Origin of the sequence: Anaeromyxobacter dehalogenans 2CP-1, from assembly GCF_000022145.1 — a bacterium.
Classification (GTDB): domain Bacteria; phylum Myxococcota; class Myxococcia; order Myxococcales; family Anaeromyxobacteraceae; genus Anaeromyxobacter; species Anaeromyxobacter dehalogenans.
In genome coordinates this window covers 1,013,407-1,033,059 of sequence record NC_011891.1, presented here as the reverse complement: position 1 = coordinate 1,033,059, position 19,653 = coordinate 1,013,407, and the positions used below count along the sequence as shown (strand labels likewise).

The window sequence follows — 19,653 nt, the reverse complement described above, 5'->3', positions numbered from 1 at the left end:
GCGCGCGGCCGGGCGCTACCGGCGCAGCGCGCCGGCCAGCTCCTCGTAGAGGTGGATCGCGCTCCGGATGGCCTTCTGGAAGTCGGAGAGCAGCAGGCTCTCGTTCTCCGAGTGCGCGTTCGACGACGGATCCTCGACGCCGATGAGCAGGGCCGGGACGCCGCCGAGCGCCTTGGCGAACGGCTCCACGAACCCGATCGACCCGCCGCACCCGATCGCGAGGGCGGGGCGCCCGAACCCCTTCTCCAGGGCCCGGAACGCGGCGTCGAACGCCGGGTGCCCGAGGTCGGTGATCCAGGGCGCGCCGGCGGTGTCCGGCTTCACGGTCACCTCCACGCCCCAGGGCGCTGCGGCGTGCAGCGCCGCGACGAGCTTCTCGCGCACGTCCACCGGGTCCATGTCCGGGACCAGCCGCACGCCGAGGCGCGCCCAGGCCACGTCGTTGATGATGTTGCGCGCGTCCTTGCGCGAGGACGCCTGGATGGCGTTCACCGCGAGCGACGGCTGCCACCAGTTCGTCTCCAGCGGATGGCGCCCGCCCAGCAGCCGCACGCCGGGCCGCAGCCGGGCCTGCCGCCGGATGTCCTCCTCGGTGACCGGCAGCGCGGCGATGGCCTCGCGCTGCTCGCGGGTGAGCGGGCGGACGCGGTCGTGGATCCCGGGGATGGCGATGGCCCCGTCGTCGTCCACCAGCGCGGCGAGCATCTTGGCGAGCGCCATGGTGGGATCCGGCACCGGGCCGCCCCACATGCCGGAGTGGACGCTCTGCTCGAGCGCGCGCACCTCCACCTCGAGGACCACCAGGCCGCGGAGCGCCACCGTGATCGACGGCACGCCCGAATCCACGTTGCCGGTGTCGGTGAGCACCATCGCGTCGGCGTCGAGGCGCGAGCGGTAGCGGGTGAGGAACGCCGTCAGGTGATCGGAGCCGATCTCCTCCTCGCCCTCGACCACGATCTTCACGTTGAGCGGCATGCGCCGGGCGCCGCGCACCCAGGAGTCCACCGCCGCCGCGTGCACGATGATGCCGGCCTTGTCGTCGGCGGCGCCGCGGCCCCACAGGCGGCCGTCGCGCTCGGTGGGCTCGAACGGCGGGGTCTTCCAGGCCTCCGCCTCGCCGGCGGGCTGCACGTCGTGGTGCGCGTACAGCAGCAGGGTGGGCGCGGCGGGATCCTCGACGCGCTCCCCGAAGACGTACGGGTGCGCGCCCTCGACCTCGAGGACCTCGACCTTCTCGAAGCCGCGCCGCCGCAGGAGCTCGGCGGTCGCCTCGGCGCTGCGCCGCACCTCGTTCTCCGGGAAGCCCGGGAACGAGACGCTGGGGATGCGGACCAGCCGCTTCAGCTCGTCCAGGTAGTTCGCGGCGTTCTTCTCGTAGTGGGCCAGGGCCAGGTCGACCGGCGTCTCGGGCATGGATGTCACCTCGGGCAGAAGGGTTCCCGCGCCGCGGGCGGGCGAGGGGCGGCCCGGGATATAAGGGCGCATGGCCGGGATCCCTCGACCCCTTCGGGACGGACGGCGCGGCACGCTGACGCATGCACTCGGAGTGACGCGCGTCGCCCGCCTGACCGGCCTCGACCGGACCGGCGTGGAGGTGGCGAGCGCGGTGCGCCCGGACGGCCACGTGCTCCAGGTCACGAACGGCAAGGGTGCGCGGTTCGAGGACGCCGCGCTGGGGGCGCTGGCCGAGGCGGCCGAGCTGTGGGCGGCGGAGCGCCCCGGCCCGATGCCCCTGGCCTCTGCGGCGGAGCTCCGCGCCCGCCTGGGCGAGGGCGCGGTCATCGGGCCCGGCGCCCTGGCCGGCGGCGGCGCGGATCCGGCCTGGGAGGCGCTGCGCGTCGCCTGGTGCCAGGGCGTGCCGCTCGAGGGCGGCGCGCCGATCGCCGTGCCGGCGCAGGCCGTGTTCTGCCCGCCGCCCGGCGGCCCGCTCCTCGGCCCCGCGGTGCTGACCTGGACCTCGAACGGCATGGGCGCGCACCCGGACCCCGACCGCGCCGCCCTGCACGCGTTGCTCGAGGCGGTGGAGCGCGACCAGCTCGCGCGGGCGCTCCCGGACGGCTTCACCGAGCGTGAGCTGGCCCGGCGCCTGCTCGATCCCGGCGGGCTGGCGGCGGCCGCGCCGCGCACCGCCGCCCTGGCGGCGTCGCTGGAGGCGCGCGGGCTGCGCGTGCACCTGCTCGATCTCGTGCCCGCCGGGCGCCGCGCCGGTGGCCTCGGGCTGCCCGTGGCCGGCGCGCTCCTCGGGGATCCGGGAGGGCCGGTGCCGCTCGCCGCCGGCTACGCCTGCCGGCCCGGCCGCGACGAGGCGCTCCTCGCCGCGCTCCTCGAGGCCGCCCAGTCGCGCGCCACGGAGATCCACGGCGCGCGCGAGGACGTGCTGCACGGCGACCGCGCGTCCGCCGCGCCGCTCGCCGCGCGCTGCGCCGCGCTGCGGCCGTCGCGCAGGGCCGCCGCGCTGCCCTCGCTCGCCGCGCCGTCGCCCTCGGCCGCGCTCCGGCGGATCGCCGGCCGGCTGCGCGCGGCCGGCCTGGGGCCCGCGGTGCGCGTCGCGCTCGAGGGCCCGCCCGGCCTGCACGTGGTGAAGATCGTCGCCCCCGGCCTCCTGCGCTCGGAGCTCCTGTGAAGCCCGCCTCCGGCCGCCTCCGCCCCGGCGACGTCGTCGCCTTCCTCGGCCCCTCGCTCGGCGCCGACGAGGCGCGCCGGCTCGCGCCCTGCCGCGTGCTCCCGCCCGCCCGCGCCGGCGACCTGCTGGCCGTGCTGCCGGCGCGCCCGCTCGCGATCGCGCTCGTGGACGGGCTGTTCGACACGGTCCCGTCGGTGTGGCCGCGCGAGGTGCTCGCCGCGCTCGACGCCGGCGTGGCGGTGTTCGGCGGCGGGAGCATGGGCGCGCTCCGGGCCGCGGAGCTGGCCGCGCACGGGGTGGTCGGCGTGGGCCGCGTCTTCGGCTGGTACCGCGACGGCGTCATCGACGACGACGGCGAGGTGGCGCTGCTGCACGGGCGCGCCGAGGACGGGTTCCGCCCGTTCACGCTCCCCCTCGTGCAGGTGCGCGCCGCGCTCGAGGACGCGCGCGCCTCGGGAGAGGTCGGCCCGGCCGCCGCGCGGGCCGTGCTCGCCGCCGCGGCCGGCATCCCCTACACCGCGCGCACCTGGCCCGCCGTGCTGACGCGGACCCGGCTCGCGCCCGCCGAGCGGGCGCGGCTCGGGGAGCGCCTTCCCCGCGCGCCCGACGTGAAGCGCGCCGACGCCCAGGCGTGCCTCGTTGCAGCCGCGGACTTCGCCCGCGCGCGCCGCCAGGGGGCGCCGCCCCCGCCCCGTCCCGCCGCCGGTTCGCCGCCCGCGCACCTGCGCCGGGCGCGCCTCGCGCGCGCCGCGACGCTGCTGCCTGGCGGCGCCGAGGTCCCCTCCGGCGAGGTGCTGGCCGCGCTCGCGCGCCGGCCCGACGCCCGCCGGCTCGCCGCCGACGGGCTGCGCCGCGCCGCGCTCGCCGCGCTGGCCCGGTCGATGGGGCTCGCCGCCGGCGAGGCCGAGACCGCGGAGGCCGAGCGCACCTGGCTGCGCCGCGCCGGCGTGCGGCCGTCCGGGCGCGCCGCGTTCCTCGCCGCCTGCGGCCTCGACGACGGCGCCGCGCGCCGGCTCTGCGAGGACCTCGCGCTGGAGGCGCGGCTCCTCGGGATGGCCGAGCGCGCCGTGCCCGACGGACCGTCCTGGGAGGAGGGCCTGGCGCTCGCCGCGCGGCTCGGTGGAGCGTGGCTGGAGGAGGCGCAGCGGCTCGCCACGCCGCACGAGCGCCCGCGCCGCCGCGCGAGGACGAGGAGGAGGTCCCCGTGAGCAAGAAGAAGGCGCCGCCCGTGGACGCGCCCGCCGGCCCGTTCAACGCCGCGTTCGAGAAGCTGCGTGCGCAGCTCCCCCCGGACCACGTCCCCGCACCCGAACCCGCGCCGCCGCCTGCGGCCGCCCCCACCCCCGCGTCCGCTCCCGCGCGCGCCGTGGTGCGCCTGGAGCGCAAGGGCCGCGGCGGCAAGGAAGCCACCGTGGTGGAGAAGCTCGCCCTCGCGCCCCGGCCGCTCGCCGAGTGGGCCGACTCGCTGAAGCGCGCCCTCGGCTGCGGCGGCGGCGTGGAGGGCGACGCCATCGTGCTGCAGGGCGACCAGCGCGACCGCGCCGTCGCATGGCTGGAGCGCCGCGGAGTCCGGAAGGTGATCCGCGGTTGAGGGAATGTTTACTCAGGGTGAGCCCGCCGGATCGCGCGCCCCGCCCCGCCGTCTCGCCGCGTACCCGTCCATCACCGCGTCCCCGAAGACCCGCCGCGCCTCCGCGAGGTTGTGCCCGCGGCAGCGGATCCGAAGGTTGCCCGCCGTCGAGCCCCCGCCGCGCGCTCGCGGGACGACGTGGTCGAGCTCGAGCCGATGCGTGGACCCGCAGCGCTCCCCCGACGCGAGGACGAAGGTGCACCGCCCGCCATCGCGCTCCCAGACCTCCCGGCGGACGTGGGCGGGGACGTGGTCCGGCCGCGTGGAGGGGCGAGGCTCCTTCTGCGGCCGAGCCGTGAGCCCCTTGCGGCGGCCCCGCTCTGCGATGAGCAGGTCGAGCGCCGCCTCGAGAACGTTCTCGCGAGACGCACACGGCATCGAATGCGACAGCGCGTCCCGAGCCGCCTCGAGCTTCTTCAGGAAGGCCTTGGAGACGGTGAGATGCATGCGAGCCTGGTCGCCCTCGAGCCAGTCGACGGAGCTGGGCTTGGCGACGGGGCTCGCCACTCGCAGTTCGACGGGCTCACTGCGAGCGGACTCTGCACTGTGAGCGGACCCTGATTGACCCGTGGGCTCGGCCCGACTGGGTGCAATCAGTTCGGGCGCCCGAAATAGAATCGGCTCCGCGACAGGCGCCGTCACCGACGCCGGCGCGGAGGTCGCCCGCACCGGCACGACCACCTCGCGCCGGGGCGGATTCGCCACCGGCCGGATGGAAGCAGCCACCTCCGCCGCGTCCCGGCTCGAGAGCCCGTAGAACCGCGGCAGGATCTCCGCGCAGTTCCCGGTGGTCACCACCTTCGCGAGCTCGCAGACGGACGACAGGCATAGCTTCCCGTCCCGCAGCGCGCCCTCGACCGCCGGGAACCGCTGGACGAGCTCCGCCGCCGTCTTGCGGTACTGCGCCGCGCCGGCGGACAGCCCCAGCTCACGCCGCAGGAACGAAAAGAGCGAGGTGTGCCCCCGCTCCCGCCATAGCCCTCGCCGGTCGAACTCCGCCAGCGCGACCAGGAACTCCGCCATGGCATGCCGCTCGGACCGGAGCAGCGCGACCAGACGCTTCGTGAACTCGTTTGCGTCGTCCATGCACGAAGCATCGCACGCGATCTTCGCCCTCCGTGAAACGCACGAGGATCGCCGCAGACGCGCGAACGCACCCAGGGCCCCGCGACCCCTCGCCTCATCGTCCAGCGTCTCAGCCGAGCCCCGCCGACGCCTCAGAACGCTGCGCCCCTGCGGTTCCGCCCGCGCAAGCCGCTCCCCGCGCGACCCCCGTCAAGCCCGCAGGGCGTTCCCGTTGGGCCGCAAACATCCACTCACGGTGACCATCATCCTCCGCCGCCCCGCCGCCCCGCCGCCCCGCCGCCCCGCCGCCCCGCCGCTTCGCCGCTTCGCCGCGAACGCTCGACCGCACGCGCCCCGCGTCCCGCGCCCCGCCCTCGGGCCTCTCGCGAGCCGATCCGCGCCGCCCCGGTTCCGGACCACGCGCACCCGCCCTCGGCCGCCCGCTGCCCTCGTCAAAAGCCTCCGTTCCCGTCAAAAGCCCCGCCCCCGTCAAAAGCCGCCCGCCCCGTCAAAAAGCCTCGCCCCCTTCAACAGCCTCATCCCCGTCAAAAGCCCCGCCCCCGTCAAAAGCCGCCCGCCCCGTCAAAAAGCCTCGCCCCCTTCAAGAGCCTCATCCCCGTCAAAAACCCCCGCCCCCGTCAAAAGCCGCCGCCCCGTTCAAAAGCCGCCACCCCCGTCAAAACCCCCGCCCCCGTTCAAAAGCCCCCCCTTCACGCGCCCCCGCTGCGCAGCGCCTCCCCCGAGAAGAACCCCGCCGCCGCGAACCCGCCCACCAGCTGCACCTCCTCCACCTCGAGCCGCCACAGCGAGAAGTCGAGCGCGAGCAGCCCCTTCGCGCCCGGCACGCGCGCGGCGTACCGCTCGCGCGCGTCCTCCTCCTCCGCCGCGCCCACCCGCACGGCCCGGCCGACCAGCGTGGCGCGCGCCGCCGTCCGCGGATCCCCTCGCGCCGCCTCGCCGTCGAACACCAGCAGCGTGCAGCGCGGATCGGCCGCCAGGTTCTGCGTGTGCTGCGCCAGCGCCGACAGCAGCAGCAGCGGCTCCCCGTTCGCGGCCACCGCGAACGGCACCAGCGTCCCGTACGGCCACCCCGCGTGCCGCAACGAGATCGTGGACAGGACCCCGGCCCGCTCCCGCTCCAGCAGCGTCCGGACCGCCTCGATGCCGCCGGCGGGCTCCGCGCCCGCCTGCGCCCGCTCCTCCGCCTCGTGCCCCGCCATCTCCGTCCTCCCCGGGCGCCGCGACGCCGTCGCGCCCGCACCTGCCGATCGCCCGCCGCCCGGACGCGCGCCACGCCCGCGCGGGGCAGCGGCGCCCTGCCGCGCCGCCCCGACGCCACCGCGCCCAGGCGACGTCACAGCACCACCAGCCCGAGCCGCGCCGCGCGCACGATGGCCTCGGCGCGCGAGCCGGCGCCGAGCTTCCCGAGGATCGCGTTCACGTGGAACTTGGCGGTGTGCTCGGAGATGCCGAGTCGCCCGGCGATGGCCTTGTTGCCGAGCCCCTCCGCCACGAGCGCCAGCACCTCGCGCTCGCGCGGCGTGAGCGGGCCGCCCGCCTCGGCGGCGGGCGCCCGGAGCAGCGTCGCCGCGAGCTCGGGATCGAGCGCGGTCAGCCCGCTGACCGCCGCGCGCAGCGCCGCGGCGATCGCCTCCGCCCCGGCGCCGCGCTGGAGCACGCCCCGCGCGCCGGCCCGGAGCGCCTCGCCCGCCTGCGCCTCCCCGGCCACCAGCGCGACCGCGGGCAGCCCCGCCGCGAGCGCCGCGAGCGCCTCGGCCCCGCCCGCGTCCGCCGCGCCGCGGGCGGCGGCGGGCGCGCCCAGGTCCCAGAGCGCCGCGTCCACCTCGCGCGCCGCGGCCGGCGCGCGCGCCGGCTCCGCCTCGCCCGCGAGCCGGAGCTCCGGGCTCAGGCCGAGCAGCGCGGCGAGGCCGGCCCGCGCCAGCGGATCGGCCGAGACCACCAGCACCCGGAGCGGCTCCATCCCGCGGATCTAACCGCCCTCGACCGGACCGGCCCGGTCCCGCAACCGGCGCCCCCTGCGGCGCGCGCACCTCCCCGCGCGCCGGGCGCGACCTGCCCATCCGACCAGGCCGCGCCCTGGCCCTCCCGCCGATGTGCGCGGCGAGCGGACCGCCTAGCTTCCCGCCATGACCTCCGCGCCTCCCGTCAGCCCTGCCCTGCCGTCCGACCTGCTCGCCCAGCTCTCCGCGCGCCTCGCCGCCCTCACCGCGTCCGCCGCCGCGCACGTCGTGCGGGTCGAGGGACGGCGCCACGCGCCCGCGTCGGGCGTGGTGTGGTCGGCCGACGGCGTGATCGTGACCGCGCACCACGCGCTCGAGCGCGACGAGGGCGTGACGGTCGGCCTGCCCTCGGGCGACGAGGTCGCGGCGGAGGTGATCGGCCGCGACCCCAGCACCGACCTCGCCGCGCTGCGGGTGCGCGCGCCGGGGCTCGCGCCGCCGGACTGGGCGGACGCGGCCGGCGCCGCCGGGGGGCAGCTCACGCTGGTCGTCACGCGGCCGGGGCGAGGGCCGCGCGCGGAGCTGGGCCTGCTGGCGCGCGCCGGCGACGCGTTCCGCGCGCCCATGGGTGGGCGCGTCGACCGCTACCTGGAGCTGGGGATCCCCCGGCACCCGGGGCTCTCCGGCGGCCTGGTGCTCGGCGCGGATGGCCTCGCGCTCGGCCTCGCGGCGGCGGGGCTGGTGCGGGGCGCGGCGCTGGCGGTGCCCGCCGCCACGCTCGCGCGGGTGGTGACCTCGCTCCTCTCGCACGGCGAGGTGCGCCGCGGCTACCTCGGCCTCGCCACGCAGCCGGTCCCGCTCCCGCCGGCGCTGCGCGCGCGCACCGGCGAGGAGCTGGCGCTGCTCGTCGCGCGCGTCGAGCCGGGCAGCCCGGCGGACCGCGCGGGCGTGCTGCTCGGCGACGCCATCCTCTCGGTGGGCGGCGAGGCGCTGCAGGATCCGGGGGAGCTGCTGGCCCTGCTCTCGGAGGACCGGATCGGCCAGGCGGTGACGCTGCGCGTGCTGCGCGCGGGCGAGGTGCGCGACGTCGCGGTCACCGTGGGCGCGCGCGGGAGGCGGGCGTGACCGGGCTGCAGGCGCTCTCGCGCGACGTCGCCGACCTCGTGGCCCGCGCCGCCCCGGCGGTGGTGGGCGTGGAGCAGGGCGGCGGCCAGGGCTCCGGCGTCGTGATCGCGCCGGACGGCTGGGTGCTCACCAACGCGCACGTCGCGCGCGGACGCGGCCCGGTCCGCGTCCGGCTCTCCGGCGCGCGGGTGGTGGCGGCGGAGCGCGCCGGCGGCGACGACCGCACCGACGTGGCGGTGCTGCGGGTGGACGCGCGCGACCTCCCCTCCCTGGCGCTCTCCGAGCGGCGACTCTCGGTCGGAGAGCTGGTGGTGGCCATCGGCAACCCGCTCGGCTTCGAGCGCTCGGTCACCCTGGGCGTGGTCTCGGCGCTGCACCGCAACCTGGCGGCGCCGCGCGGGGCGGTGCTGGAGGGGCTGGTCCAGACCGACGCCTCGATCAACCCGGGCAACTCGGGCGGACCGCTGCTCGACGCCGGCGGCGCGGTGGTCGGGCTCAGCACCGCCATGCTCCCCTGGGCGCACGGGATCGGCTTCGCGGTGCCGGCGCACACGGCGGCGTGGGTGGCCTCGGTGCTGATGCGCGAGGGCGAGGTGCGCCGCCCGTTCCTCGGGATCGCGGCGCGCGGCGAGGACCTCGACGCGCGCGACGCGGCGCTCGCCGGCCACGGGCGCGGCGTGCGGGTGCTCGAGGTGGTCGAGGGATCGCCGGCCGGCCGCGCCGCCCTCCGGCCGGGCGACCTGCTCGTCGCGGCGAGCGGCAGCCCGGTGCAGACGCTGGACGACCTGCAGCGCGTGCTGGTGCTGGCCCGGGCGGGCGAGATCGACCTGGCGGTCCTGCGCGCCGGCCGCCCGCTCCGGCTCGCCATCCGGCCCGACCCGCCGCGCGCCGCCGCGGCCTGAGGGTCCGTGGCGACACCGACGTCGCGCCCCACCGGCGATCGGGGCGTGACGCTGGCGGCGTGGCGTGGTGAACTGGGAGGCGATGCGCTCCTGGCTCGACGACGTCGGAATGGCCGCGGCCACGCTGCGAGCGAGCCCGCTCCGCTCGCTGCTCACCGCGCTCGGCATCGTCATCGGCACCGCCACGGTGGTGGCGATGATGGCGCTCACCGAGGGGCTGCGGCTGGAGATGACCGGCCAGCTCTCCATGCTGGAGGCGGGCGCGTTCCGGGTGGAGAAGTTCCCGATGGTCACGGTCGGCCACGAGGCGTGGCACCGGTACGCGAGCCGCAAGGACATCACCCGCGCCCAGGGCGAGGCGCTCCGCGGCCTCCCCCACGTCGCGTTCGTGTCGATCGAGGAGCAGGGGCGCCGGCCCGAGGCCGTCGCCACGCGGACGCGCGCGACGCGCAACGAGATCGACGTCCTCGGCGTGCTGCCGGACTACGAGTTCACCAACGCGGTGACGGTCTCGAGCGGGCGGTTCCTCTCGCACGCCGACGTGGCGCTGGCGCGCCGCGTGGCCTTCGTGGGCGCGGGCGTCGCCGACGTGCTGTTCCCGGGGGCCGACGCGGTCGGCGCCGAGATCCGGATCCGCGGCGTGCCGTTCGAGGTGGCTGGCGTGGCGGAGCGGATGGGGACCGTGCTCGGGCTCGAGTCGCGCGACGGGTTCGTGGCGGTCCCGTGGACCGCCTACGACGCGGTCCTGGGCCGGGCCCGCGGCACGAACCTCGCCGTCCGCGCCACGCGCGTGGAGGACGTGCCGCAGGCCATGGCCGAGGTGGTCGCGACGCTCCGCCGGGTCCGCGGGCTCGGCCCGCTCGAGGAGAACGACTTCGAGGTGTTCTCGAACGACACCGCCGCGGAGCTGTTCGACGGGCTGGCGCGGGTGGTGGGCGCGGCCACGTTCGGCCTGTGCGCGCTCTCGCTGCTGGTGGGCGGCATCGGCGTGATGAACATCATGCTGGTCTCGGTGACCGAGCGGACCCGCGAGATCGGCGTGCGCATGGCGCTCGGGGCGCGGCGCGAGCGGATCCTGGCGCAGTTCCTGGTCGAGTCGCTGGTGCTCGCGCTGGTGGGCGGCGCGATCGGCGTCGCGCTCGGCGGCGGGGTGGCGCTGGTGGCGCGGGAGCTGGACGTCGTGCCGGCGCGCGTGCCGCTCTGGTCGGTGCTGCTGTCGCTCGGCTCCGCCGCCGCGGCGGGGCTGGTGTTCGGGATCTACCCCGCGGCGCGCGCCTCCCGGCTCGATCCGGTCGAGGCGATGCGGGCGGAGTAGCGCGCGCCCCGCGGTCCGGGCTCCGGCTCAGGGGGGCAGGTACCAGACCACGGCCACGATGACGGGCTGGTCCACCGGCGGGCGCGGGTACGGTGCGGCCTTGCGGATCACCGCCAGCGCGGCGCGGTCGAGCACCCCGTGGCCGCTCGACACCACGACGCGGAGGTCGGCCACGCTCCCGTCGGTGAGGACGGTGAAGCCGACCCGCACCGTCCCGGACCAGCCCATCAGCTCGGCGGCCGGCGGGTACGGGTCGCGCTCGATCTGCCGCTGCAGCTGGCGCAGCACCGCCGAGCGGAGCCAGGGCGGGCCCTCCTCGCCCTCGCCGTCTGCCGCCTCCTCGCCCGCACCGCCGCCGCGGCTGGCGCCGAACCCGCCGCCGGGGACGAACGGACCGTCGCCGGCGCCATCCCCGGTGAAGCTCGGCCCGGCGCCCGGCGCGAGGGCCTCCTCCGTCTCCAGCGCCACCGGCGCGAGCTCCGCCGCCGGCAGCGCGTCGGGCAGCGCGCGGGGCACGGGCATGCCGCGGTGGCCCCCGCCCGAGCGGGCGGCGCGGGGCGCGGGCCTCGCGGGAGCGCTGGCGGGCGCGGCCCGGTGCGGGGCGCGCAGCGCGGGTGCGCCCGGCAGGAGCACCATCACCGGCGCCGGCGGAGGCCGCGGGCGCGATGGACGCCACGCCAGCGCGGCGAGCAGCGCCGCGTGCGCGGCGAGCGACGCCAGCCCCCAGCCCCCTCGCGCCCTCCCGCCGTCCCGCACCCGCCCTCACCCCGTGGCGCGCCACCGCGCCGCAGCCGGGGCGGCCTCCGGGGCCGCCGCCCGTCACGCAACGTAAAGGCGCATCGGTACCACGCCCGCACCCGGCGTGCCACCTGCTCCGGAGGCCAGGTCGCGGTATACAGACCCGGCATGCAGAGCCCCCGCCGCACCGCGTTCCTCGCCCTCGGCCTGGCCCTCCTCGCGCTGCTGCTCGCGGCCGCGCTGCTGCGGCGGACCGCACCGGACGAGCCCGGCCCCCAGGGCGCGCCGGCGCCCACCGCCGGGGTCCGGCCCGCGCCCGCGGCGCGAGCGCCCGAGGCCCCTCCCCCGACCGCCCTGCCCATCCGCGTGCCCCCCGCCGCGCCGGCCCCGCCCGACGCCGCGCCGGCCAGCTTCGAGGGGAAGGTGGTCGCGGCGGGGTCCGGCGCCGGCGTGCCCGGCGCGGAGCTGACGTTCTCGCGCGCGGGCGCGGCCGCGTCGGTGCGGGCGGGGCCCGACGGCGCGTTCCGCTTCGAGCCGCCGGAGACCGGGCGCTGGCTGCTCGCGGCGGTCACCGCTCCCGGGTTCCTGCCGTTCGCGCCGGAGTGGGGCCACAGCCCGGTCCAGCTCGACGCCGCGGCGGGCCGCCACGTGCGCGGCATCGAGATCCACCTCGCCCAGGCGGCGGAGCTCGAGGGCCACGTCGTCGACCGGGACGGCGCGCCGGTGGCGGGCGCCGACGTCCGCCTGCTCGGCGCCGCGGGCGAGGCGGCGCTGGTGCCCATCCCCGACCACTTCACCAGCGACGCGCGGGGCGCGTTCCGGTTCGCGGCGCCGGAGGGCGCGGTGCTGGAGGCGCGCAAGGACGGCTTCCTCCCCGGGCGCGCCGACATCGGCCCGCTCGAGCGCGTCAACGGGCGCGTCACGGTGGAGCTCGGCCCGGCGCACCGTCCGCTGGGGGAGCGCGCCCCGGTGGCGGGGCGCGTGATCGCGAAGGGTGGTTCCCCCATCGCCGGCGCGCTGGTGACCGCGTCGCCGGAGCGCGTCCTCGGGCTGGACGACGCCCCCACGGCCCAGGTGGTCACCTCGGCCGACGGCCGCTTCGAGCTTCCGCCGCTCGACCCCGGCGCCTACCGCGTGCGGGCGCGCGCCGAGGGCCGCGCGCCGGCCGCGCTCCGCCGGGTCGCGCCGGGCGCGAAGGACCTCGTGCTCGAGCTGGCCGCCGGGGGACGACTGCGCGGGTGCGTGCGATCCGCGGCCGCCGGCGCGCCGGTGGCGCCGTTCACGGTGCTGGTGCTGGAGCGGCGCGGCCCGCTCCGGCTGGTGCCGCAGCGGACGCGGTCCGTCATCGATCCCTCGGGCTGCTACGCGCTCGACGACCTCGCCCCCGGCCCTGCGACGGTGGTGATCACCGCGCCGGGCTACGCGCCGTCCGGCGAGCGCGCGGTGGAGATCCCGGGCGACGGCGGCGAGGCGGTGGTGGACGCGGCGCTGGAGTCCGGGGGGCGGCTGACCGGGGTGGTGCGCGACGACGCCACCGGCGCGCCCATCGCCGGCGCACGGCTCTCGGTGGAGGGCGCGCTGCCGAGCGCCGCGGCGTCCACGTTCCCGGTGCTGTCGGAGGCGGTGAGCGGGACGGACGGGACGTTCGCGCTCGCGGGGCTGCCGGCGCGCTCCTCGATCTTCGTGGCCGCGGCCGGCCACCACGCGCGCGTGCTGGGCGGCGTGCAGGTCGAGCCGGGCGGGACGGCCGGGCCGGTGGAGGTGCGGCTCCGTCCCACGGCGGACGGCGAGGAGCCGCGGGTGGATCTGGCCGGCATCGGCGCGGTGCTGGCGCCGTCGGGCGACGGCCTGGCGGTGGCGCAGGTCATCGCCGGCGGCGGGGCCGCCGAGGTGGGGCTGGGCCGCGGCGACCTGGTCGTGGAGGTGGATGGGCGCCAGGTGGCCGAGCTGGGCATGGCCGGCGCGATCGACGCGATCCGCGGCCCGGAGGGCACGTCGGTGCTGCTGAAGGTGCGGCGCGGCACGTCCACGTTCGACGTGCGCGTGCCCCGGCGGCTGGTGCGCGGATAGCACGACGGGCCGGGAGCGCGACGCCCCCGGCCCGTTCGCATCCGCGCGCCGGACGCGCGCTCGACGTCAGTGCGTCCCGCCGCCGCCGGTGCCGGAGCCCGAGCCCGCGCCGCCGCTGGGCGAGCCGGAGCCCGCAGCGCCGCCGGAGCCGGTGTCGGACGAGCCCGGGTTCCCGCCGGTCGAGCCCGAGCTGCCGCCGGAGCCGGAGCCGGTCCCCATCGAGCCGGCGCCCGAGCTCCCGTGCGCCTTCCGCGCCTGGCGACCCGCGCCGAGCGCCTTCTGCGTCTGCTGCGCCGCCTTGAGGTGCCCCTGGAGCGTGCCGTGCGTCTGCTCGAGGAACGAGGCGAGCTCCTGGTGCTGGCCCTGGCGCGCCTGCTTCGCAAGCGTGGCGACCTCGCGCGTGTCCTTCCGGTGGTCCTCGACCATCACGGCCATGTAGGCCTTGTCGAAGGCGGCCCCGGTCTTCGAGGTCAGCTTGTCCGTCTGCTTCTGGGCCTTCGTCTGCTCCTTCTGGAAGGCGCTGCCGTTCAGGTCCACGCCCATCTGCTGCGCGGTCTGGGTGAGCTGCTCGTCCGCCTTCCGGTGGTCGTCCACCATCTGCTGCGCGAACTGCTTCACCTGCTCGTTCTGCGCGTGCTGCACGCCCATCTCGCCCATCTGCACCTCGGACAGGTTGGCCGCGTGCAGCTTCTGGAGCCCATCCTCGAGGGTCTTCGACATCTTCTTCGAGGACCCGTGCGCCGCCGAGCCCGTCCCGGTGCTGCCGGTCGCGCCCGGCGTCGCGCCGGTGGCGCTCGATCCGGCGTCGCTCGCGCCGGCGCTGCCGCCCGCGGAACCGGCGCCCATGCTGCCGGAGCCGCTCCCCATCGATCCCGAGCTGCCCGCGCTGCCGCGGTCACCCGCGGTGCTGCCCCCCGACTGCCCGCTCCCCGTGCTCCCGCCCGATCCGCCTGCGCCCTGCGCGACCGCCTGGCCGGCGAACGCGAGCGCCGCCGCGAGACCCGCGGCGATCCCCCAACGATTCCATTGCATCATCGATCGCTCTCCTTTGGGTTCCCGAATGCGTCGGCGAACAAGGTGGAGAGGGACCGAGCGATCCGCACGCTCCGCCCGAGCGTCCTCCCCGCGAGCAGCGGCCCCGGGGCCCGTGCCGCGCCCGTCTGCCACGCCCGGCCACCCCGCGCCGGCCCGCCGTTGCCGGGGCCCGGCGGCGGCGGGACGGCCGACCCGGCGAGGTGTCGGTGGGCCGCTCGGGAGGGAGGAGCGATGGCGACGTTCGCGCGACGGCGGCCCCGGGCAGCCCCTTCACCGCGAGACCCGGCCCGTGCTAACGCCATGGACATGAACTTCGACGAAACCCGCGCGAGCGGTGCCCCGCAGCAGGCCGGCCGCGCCGAGACCGTCCGGGCCGCGCTCGTCGTGGTCCACTCCGGCGACGCCGGCCGGCAGGGGACGCGCTACCCGCTCGGCGACGAGGACGTCACCCTCGGCCGCGACGACGGGAACACGGTGGTGATCGGGTCCGACCAGGCCTCGCGCCGGCACGCCCGCATCTTCGTGTCGGGCGGCGTGCACGTGCTGGTGGACCTCGACTCCACCAACGGCACGTTCCTGAACTCGAAGCAGGTGAAGGAGCAGACGCTCCGGCACGGCGACGTGCTCCGCATCGCCTCCACCGTGCTGAAGTACGCGGTGGACGCGTAGCCGCGCGCCGGCCCGCGCCTACATGAAGCCGAGCTGGAGCTTGGCCGCCTCGCTCATCCGCGACGGATCCCAGGGCGGGTCGAACACCAGGTCCACCTCGGCGTCCTTCACCCCGGGCACGCCCACCACCTTGCGGCGGACGTCGTCCACCAGCACCGGCCCGATGCCGCAGGCCGGCGCGGTCAGCGTCATGACGACCCGCACCTTGTGGCCGCCCTCGACCGGCTCGGCCGCGACCGCGTACACCAGCCCCAGCTCCACGATGCTGGCCGGGATCTCCGGGTCGTAGACGGTGCCGAGCGCGTCCCACACCTTCTGCTCCTCGAACGGCCCCTCGGCGGCGGCGCTGCGCTGCTGCTCGAACCGCCGCGCCTCCTCGACGAACGCGTCGCCGAGCGCGTCGGCGTCCTTGCCGTCGATGCGCACCAGCCCGCCCATCTCGGTCATGGCGGTGAACTGCCCGCCCAGCGCCTGCTGCACCACCAGCCAGGTGCCCTGCGGCAGCAGCACCAGGTGGCCGCTGGGCACCTGCACGGCCTCGACGTCACGATAGGTATGGGTGGGTGTGCGATCCATGTCCGCTCCTGCGTGCCTCGGCGCGCTGCCTCGGGGGTGCTCGCTACTCGGTGCTGACCGGCGCGTCCTCGCCGCGCAGCGCCTGGCGGAGCGCGTGCCACGCGAGGCTCGCGCACTTCACGCGCGTGGGGTACTCGTGCACCCCGCCGAACACCGCCAGCTTGCCCAGCGCCTCCTCGTCCTCCGGCGCCGGGCCCTCGGTCACCAGCCGGTGGAAGCGCTCGAAGATCCGGTCCACCTCCTCGGCGGTCTTGCCCTTCACCACCCCGGTCATCACCGAGGCGGACGCCTTCGAGATGGCGCAGCCGCTCCCCTCGAAGCGCACCTCGGCCAGCCGGCCACCGTCCACCCTGGCGTGGACCACGAAGTGATCCCCGCAGAGCGGGTTCAGCCCCTCGGCGTGGTGGGTCTCCCCTGGCAGCGGACCGAAGTTGCGCGGCCGCTTGCCGTGGTCGAGGACCACCTCCTGGTACAGATCGCTCAGCTCCGACACGGGCAGGCTCCCTGGGACGGTCGGCGGCGACGGGACGCGGTCACGCGAACACCTCCCGGACCGCGTGCAGGCCGCGGACGAGCGCGTCCACGTCGGCCCGCGTGCTGTACGCGGCGAAGGAGGCGCGCACCGTGGCCGCCACGCCCATGCGCCGCATGAGCGGCTGGGCGCAGTGGTGCCCGGCGCGGACCGCCACCCCGTGGCGATCGAGGATGGTGCCGGCGTCGTGCGGGTGGACGTCGCCCGGGAGGAACGAGATGACGCCGGCCCGCCGCCGCGGCGTGCCGATCAGGCGGATCCCGGGGACCTCGCGGAGCGCGTCCAGCGCGTGGGCGATGAGCGCGTCCTCGTGCGCCGCCGCCGCCTCCAGCCCGACCGCGGAGAGCCAGTCGATGGCGGCCGCGAGCCCGACCGCGCCCGCGATGTTCGGCGTGCCGGCCTCGAACCGGTGCGGGACCGCGTTGAACGTGGTCTTCTCGAAGGAGACCGAGAGGATCATGTCGCCGCCGCCCTGCCACGGCGGCAGCGCGTCGAGGAGCGCCTTGCGCCCCCACAGCACCCCGATGCCGGTCGGCCCGTACAGCTTGTGGCCGCTGAACGCGTAGAAGTCGGCGCCGAGCGCGGGCAGGTCCACCGCGAGGTGCGGCACCGCCTGGGCGCCGTCCACCAGCACCGGCACGCCCTTCGCGTGCGCGCGCGCCACGATCTCGGCCACCGGGTTCACCGTGCCGAGCGCGTTCGAGACGTGGGCCACCGCCACGAGGCGCGTGCGCGGCCCGATCATCCGGTCGAGCGCCTCCACGTCGAGGTCGCCCGCGTCCGACACCGGCGCGGCGCGCAGCGTGGCGCCCTTCTCCTGGCAGAGGAGCTGCCACGGCACGATGTTCGAGTGGTGCTCGAGCTCGGTGACGAGGATCTCGTCGCCGGGCCCGACCCGCTGGCGCCCGAACGTCTGCGCCACCAGGTTCACCGCCTCGGTCGTGCCGCGCACGAACACCACCTCGTGCGGATCGCTCGCCCCCAGGAACCGGGCCACCTTCACGCGCGCCCCGTCGTAGAGGCGGGTGGCGCGCTCGGAGAGCAGGTGGACCCCGCGGTGCACGTTCGCGTTGTCCTCCTCGTAGTAGCGGCGGACCGCGTCGATCACCGCGCGCGGCTTCTGCGCGGTGGCGGCGCTGTCCAGGTACGCGAGCGGCTTGCCCCGCACCGGCCGCGCCAGGATGGGGAACTCGGCCCGCACCCGCTCGACGTCGAACGCGCCGCGCGCGCCCTCGCGCGCCTCCGGCCGCGCCGCCCGCCCGCCGGCCGCCTGTGCCTCCGCCGTGCTCATGCCGCCGCCTCCAGCACCTTCCGCCCCGCCGGCAGCCGCGCCGCGACGAGCTCCCGCGCGCGCGCGTGCAGGCCGGCCGGCCGCACCAGGTCCACCATCTCCGCCGCGAACGCCCAGATGAGCAGGCTGCGGGCCTCGGCCTCCTCCACCCCGCGCGAGCGCAGGTAGAACAGCGCCGCCTCGTCGAGCTGGCCCACGGTGCCGCCGTGGCCGCACTTCACGTCGTCCGCGAAGATCTCGAGCTGGGGCTTCGTGTCCACGATGGCGTCGTCGGAGAGGAGCAGGTTCGAGTTCATCTGGCGCGCGCTGGTCTTCTGCGCGCCCGGCTGGACCACGATCCGCCCGGCGAACACGCCGCGCGCGCGGCCGTCCAGGATGCCCTTGTACGTCTCGGTGGTGGTGCAGCGCGGGACCGCGTGCTCCACCCAGGTGAACGCGTCGGTGGTGCGCGCGCCGTCGGCCATGTAGAGCCCCGAAACGGCCAGCTCCGCGCCCTCGCCGGCCAGCCGCGCCCGCACCTCGCTGCGCGCGAGCTGCCCCCCCAGCGCCAGGCCGTGCGCGGTGAGGCGCGAGCGGGCCGCCTGCTCGGCGAACAGCGCGCTCACGTGGAACGCGCGCGCGCCCTCGTCCTGGAGCCGGAGGTGCTCGATCTCGGCGCCCTCGCCCAGCACCAGCTCCGTCACCGAGTTGGCGAGGTACGTGTCGCTCGTTCCGAGGTGCACCTCCGCGAGCGTGGCCCGGGCGCCCTCGCCGGCCACCACCAGCACCCGCGGGTGCACCGCCACCGCGCGCCCGGCCGCGCCGGTCGCGAAGACGAGCTCGATGGGCGCCTCCACGCGCGCGCCCGGGGGCAGCAGCAGGAACGCGCCGTCCTCCAGCAGGGCGCCGTTCAGCGCGGTGAACGCGAGCCCGTCCACGCGGGCCAGGCGGCCGAGGTGCGGCCGCACCGCCTCGGGCGCGTGGCGGAGCGCGTCCGCCAGGCTCCCCAGGACCGCGCCGGCCGGGAGCGGCGCCCCGCTCGACAGCTCGCGGCGGAAGCGGCCGTTCTCGAACACCAGGCGCGCGCCCTCGGGCGCGGGCCGGCCGGCGAGCAGCGCGCGCGCGGGGCCCTCGCCGTCGTCCGGCGCGGGCGCGAGCGACAGCGTCGAGAGCGCGGCCAGGCTGGTGAAGCGCCAGTCCTCGTGGCGGGGGGTGGGCAGGCCGGCCGCGCGGAAGGCCGCGAGCGCACCCGCGCGCGCGTCCGCCAGCCAGGCCGGCTCGCCCGCGCCGCCGCGGAACGCGGCCGCCAGGCTCTGCTCCGCCGGGGTCACGACAGCGCCCCCGCGCTGGCGGCGCGCTCCACCTCCGGCCGCGCGCCGTCCACCCAGGCGTAGCCGGTGCGCTCCAGCTCGTCGGCCAGCTCCGGCCCGCCGGAGCGCACGATGCGCCCGCCGGCCATGACGTGGATGCGGTCCGGCGCCACGTGCTCGAGCAGGCGCTTGTAGTGCGTCACGAGCAGCACGGCGCGGTCGGCCCGGCGCAGCGCGTTCACGCCGCGCGACACCACCCGCAGCGCGTCGATGTCGAGGCCGGAGTCGATCTCGTCGAGGATGGCGAGGCGCGGCTCCAGCACCGCCATCTGGAAGATCTCGTTGCGCTTCTTCTCGCCGCCGGAGAAGCCCTCGTTCACCGAGCGGCTGCCGAACGCCGGGTCGAGGTCCACCAGCTTCATCTTCTCGCGGGCCAGCGCGAGGAAGTCCATCGCGTCCAGCTCGTCCTCGCCGCGCGCCCGGCGGATCGCGTTCAGCGCGGTGCGCAGGAAGTAGAGGTTGCCGACCCCGGGGATCTCCACCGGGTACTGGAACCCGAGGAACACGCCCGCCGCGGCGCGCGCCTCGGGCGCGAGCGCGAGCAGGTCCTGCCCCAGGTACGTGGCGGTGCCGCCGGTGACCTCGTACGCCTCGCGGCCGGCCAGCACGCCCGCCAGCGTGGACTTGCCCGAGCCGTTCGGCCCCATGATCGCGTGGATCTCGCCCGCGCGGATCTCGAGGTCCACGCCCTTCAGGATGTCGCGGTCGGCGACCTTCGCGCGCAGCCCCTGGATGCTCAGCATGATGTGGTCCTTCACGGCCATGGCCTACC

At 77.4% G+C, this 19,653-nt stretch carries 19 protein-coding genes; 8 read left to right on the top strand and 11 right to left on the bottom strand.

The features are described 5' to 3' along the window. Window positions 1-15: 15 nt before the first annotated feature. A complete protein-coding gene (locus A2CP1_RS04535) occupies window positions 16-1,413 on the bottom strand; it encodes a M20/M25/M40 family metallo-hydrolase (RefSeq protein WP_012524971.1) in 1,398 nt (465 codons plus the stop codon). A 70-nt stretch (window positions 1,414-1,483) separates the two neighbouring features. On the opposite strand from A2CP1_RS04535, the gene A2CP1_RS04530 reads away from it, so the two are divergent. From A2CP1_RS04530 to A2CP1_RS04520, 3 genes are read left to right on the top strand one after another with little or no spacing between them, the layout of a single operon-like run. Next, on the top strand, window positions 1,484-2,623 hold the full coding sequence (locus tag A2CP1_RS04530) for a YcaO-like family protein (RefSeq protein ID WP_012632269.1): 1,140 nt from the start codon (window positions 1,484-1,486) through the stop codon (window positions 2,621-2,623). Continuing rightward, window positions 2,620-3,831, top strand: a complete 1,212-nt coding sequence (locus A2CP1_RS04525) for a TfuA-like protein (protein WP_012632268.1) — start codon at window positions 2,620-2,622, stop codon at window positions 3,829-3,831. The genes A2CP1_RS04530 and A2CP1_RS04525 overlap by 4 nt, the downstream gene beginning before the upstream one ends. Continuing rightward, window positions 3,828-4,214 carry a translation initiation factor gene (locus A2CP1_RS04520; protein WP_012632267.1) on the top strand — a complete coding sequence of 129 codons (387 nt, stop codon included), beginning with the start codon at window positions 3,828-3,830 and terminating at the stop codon, window positions 4,212-4,214. Before A2CP1_RS04525 ends, A2CP1_RS04520 begins: the two co-directional genes overlap by 4 nt. A 12-nt stretch (window positions 4,215-4,226) precedes the next feature. Here the strand turns inward: A2CP1_RS04520 and A2CP1_RS04515 are convergent, their stop codons facing one another. From A2CP1_RS04515 to A2CP1_RS04505, 3 genes are all read right to left on the bottom strand, one after another. After that, window positions 4,227-5,339: an HNH endonuclease gene (locus A2CP1_RS04515; protein WP_012632266.1), complete on the bottom strand. Its 1,113-nt coding sequence runs from the start codon at window positions 5,337-5,339 to the stop codon at window positions 4,227-4,229. A 689-nt stretch (window positions 5,340-6,028) separates the two neighbouring features. Further along, complete coding sequence (locus tag A2CP1_RS04510; protein WP_012632265.1) at window positions 6,029-6,538, bottom strand: HugZ family pyridoxamine 5'-phosphate oxidase; 510 nt, start codon at window positions 6,536-6,538, stop codon at window positions 6,029-6,031. Between the two features lie 134 nt (window positions 6,539-6,672). Then, window positions 6,673-7,299, bottom strand: coding sequence for a helix-turn-helix transcriptional regulator (locus A2CP1_RS04505; protein WP_012632264.1), 627 nt, complete (start codon window positions 7,297-7,299; stop codon window positions 6,673-6,675). A gap of 166 nt (window positions 7,300-7,465) precedes the next feature. On the opposite strand from A2CP1_RS04505, the gene A2CP1_RS04500 reads away from it, so the two are divergent. From A2CP1_RS04500 to A2CP1_RS04490, 3 genes are all read left to right on the top strand, one after another. After that, window positions 7,466-8,404: a S1C family serine protease gene (locus tag A2CP1_RS04500; protein ID WP_012632263.1), complete on the top strand. Its 939-nt coding sequence runs from the start codon at window positions 7,466-7,468 to the stop codon at window positions 8,402-8,404. After that, entirely contained in the window at window positions 8,401-9,306 is a 906-nt protein-coding gene (locus tag A2CP1_RS04495) for a S1C family serine protease (RefSeq protein ID WP_012632262.1), read from the top strand. Before A2CP1_RS04500 ends, A2CP1_RS04495 begins: the two co-directional genes overlap by 4 nt. A gap of 82 nt (window positions 9,307-9,388) precedes the next feature. After that, window positions 9,389-10,621: an ABC transporter permease gene (locus A2CP1_RS04490; protein WP_041450616.1), complete on the top strand. Its 1,233-nt coding sequence runs from the start codon at window positions 9,389-9,391 to the stop codon at window positions 10,619-10,621. Between the two features lie 27 nt (window positions 10,622-10,648). On the opposite strand, the gene A2CP1_RS04485 is transcribed toward A2CP1_RS04490, so the two are convergent. Continuing rightward, window positions 10,649-11,143: an energy transducer TonB gene (locus tag A2CP1_RS04485; protein WP_012632260.1), complete on the bottom strand. Its 495-nt coding sequence runs from the start codon at window positions 11,141-11,143 to the stop codon at window positions 10,649-10,651. 384 nt (window positions 11,144-11,527) lie between these two features. On the opposite strand from A2CP1_RS04485, the gene A2CP1_RS04480 reads away from it, so the two are divergent. Further along, window positions 11,528-13,429 carry a carboxypeptidase regulatory-like domain-containing protein gene (locus A2CP1_RS04480; protein ID WP_012632259.1) on the top strand — a complete coding sequence of 634 codons (1,902 nt, stop codon included), beginning with the start codon at window positions 11,528-11,530 and terminating at the stop codon, window positions 13,427-13,429. A 66-nt stretch (window positions 13,430-13,495) separates the two neighbouring features. Here A2CP1_RS04480 and A2CP1_RS04475 read toward each other — a convergent pair whose 3' ends face one another. Continuing rightward, on the bottom strand, window positions 13,496-14,275 hold the full coding sequence (locus A2CP1_RS04475) for a DUF4142 domain-containing protein (RefSeq protein WP_245529979.1): 780 nt from the start codon (window positions 14,273-14,275) through the stop codon (window positions 13,496-13,498). A gap of 495 nt (window positions 14,276-14,770) precedes the next feature. On the opposite strand from A2CP1_RS04475, the gene A2CP1_RS04470 reads away from it, so the two are divergent. Then, window positions 14,771-15,133 (top strand): FHA domain-containing protein, encoded by a 363-nt coding sequence (locus A2CP1_RS04470; protein ID WP_245529978.1) that lies wholly within the window; start codon window positions 14,771-14,773, stop codon window positions 15,131-15,133. A gap of 18 nt (window positions 15,134-15,151) precedes the next feature. Here the strand turns inward: A2CP1_RS04470 and sufT are convergent, their stop codons facing one another. From sufT to sufC, 5 genes are read right to left on the bottom strand one after another with little or no spacing between them, the layout of a single operon-like run. Further along, a complete protein-coding gene (sufT, locus tag A2CP1_RS04465) occupies window positions 15,152-15,709 on the bottom strand; it encodes a putative Fe-S cluster assembly protein SufT (protein ID WP_012632256.1) in 558 nt (185 codons plus the stop codon). Between the two features lie 43 nt (window positions 15,710-15,752). Next, window positions 15,753-16,202, bottom strand: a complete 450-nt coding sequence (gene sufU / locus A2CP1_RS04460) for a Fe-S cluster assembly sulfur transfer protein SufU (protein WP_012632255.1) — start codon at window positions 16,200-16,202, stop codon at window positions 15,753-15,755. A gap of 40 nt (window positions 16,203-16,242) precedes the next feature. Then, window positions 16,243-17,532 carry a cysteine desulfurase gene (locus A2CP1_RS04455; protein ID WP_012632254.1) on the bottom strand — a complete coding sequence of 430 codons (1,290 nt, stop codon included), beginning with the start codon at window positions 17,530-17,532 and terminating at the stop codon, window positions 16,243-16,245. Then, window positions 17,529-18,842: a Fe-S cluster assembly protein SufD gene (gene sufD, locus A2CP1_RS04450; RefSeq protein ID WP_012632253.1), complete on the bottom strand. Its 1,314-nt coding sequence runs from the start codon at window positions 18,840-18,842 to the stop codon at window positions 17,529-17,531. The genes A2CP1_RS04455 and sufD overlap by 4 nt, the downstream gene beginning before the upstream one ends. Further along, on the bottom strand, window positions 18,839-19,645 hold the full coding sequence (gene sufC, locus A2CP1_RS04445; protein ID WP_012632252.1) for a Fe-S cluster assembly ATPase SufC: 807 nt from the start codon (window positions 19,643-19,645) through the stop codon (window positions 18,839-18,841). The genes sufD and sufC overlap by 4 nt, the downstream gene beginning before the upstream one ends. Between the last annotated feature and the right edge of the window lie 8 nt (window positions 19,646-19,653).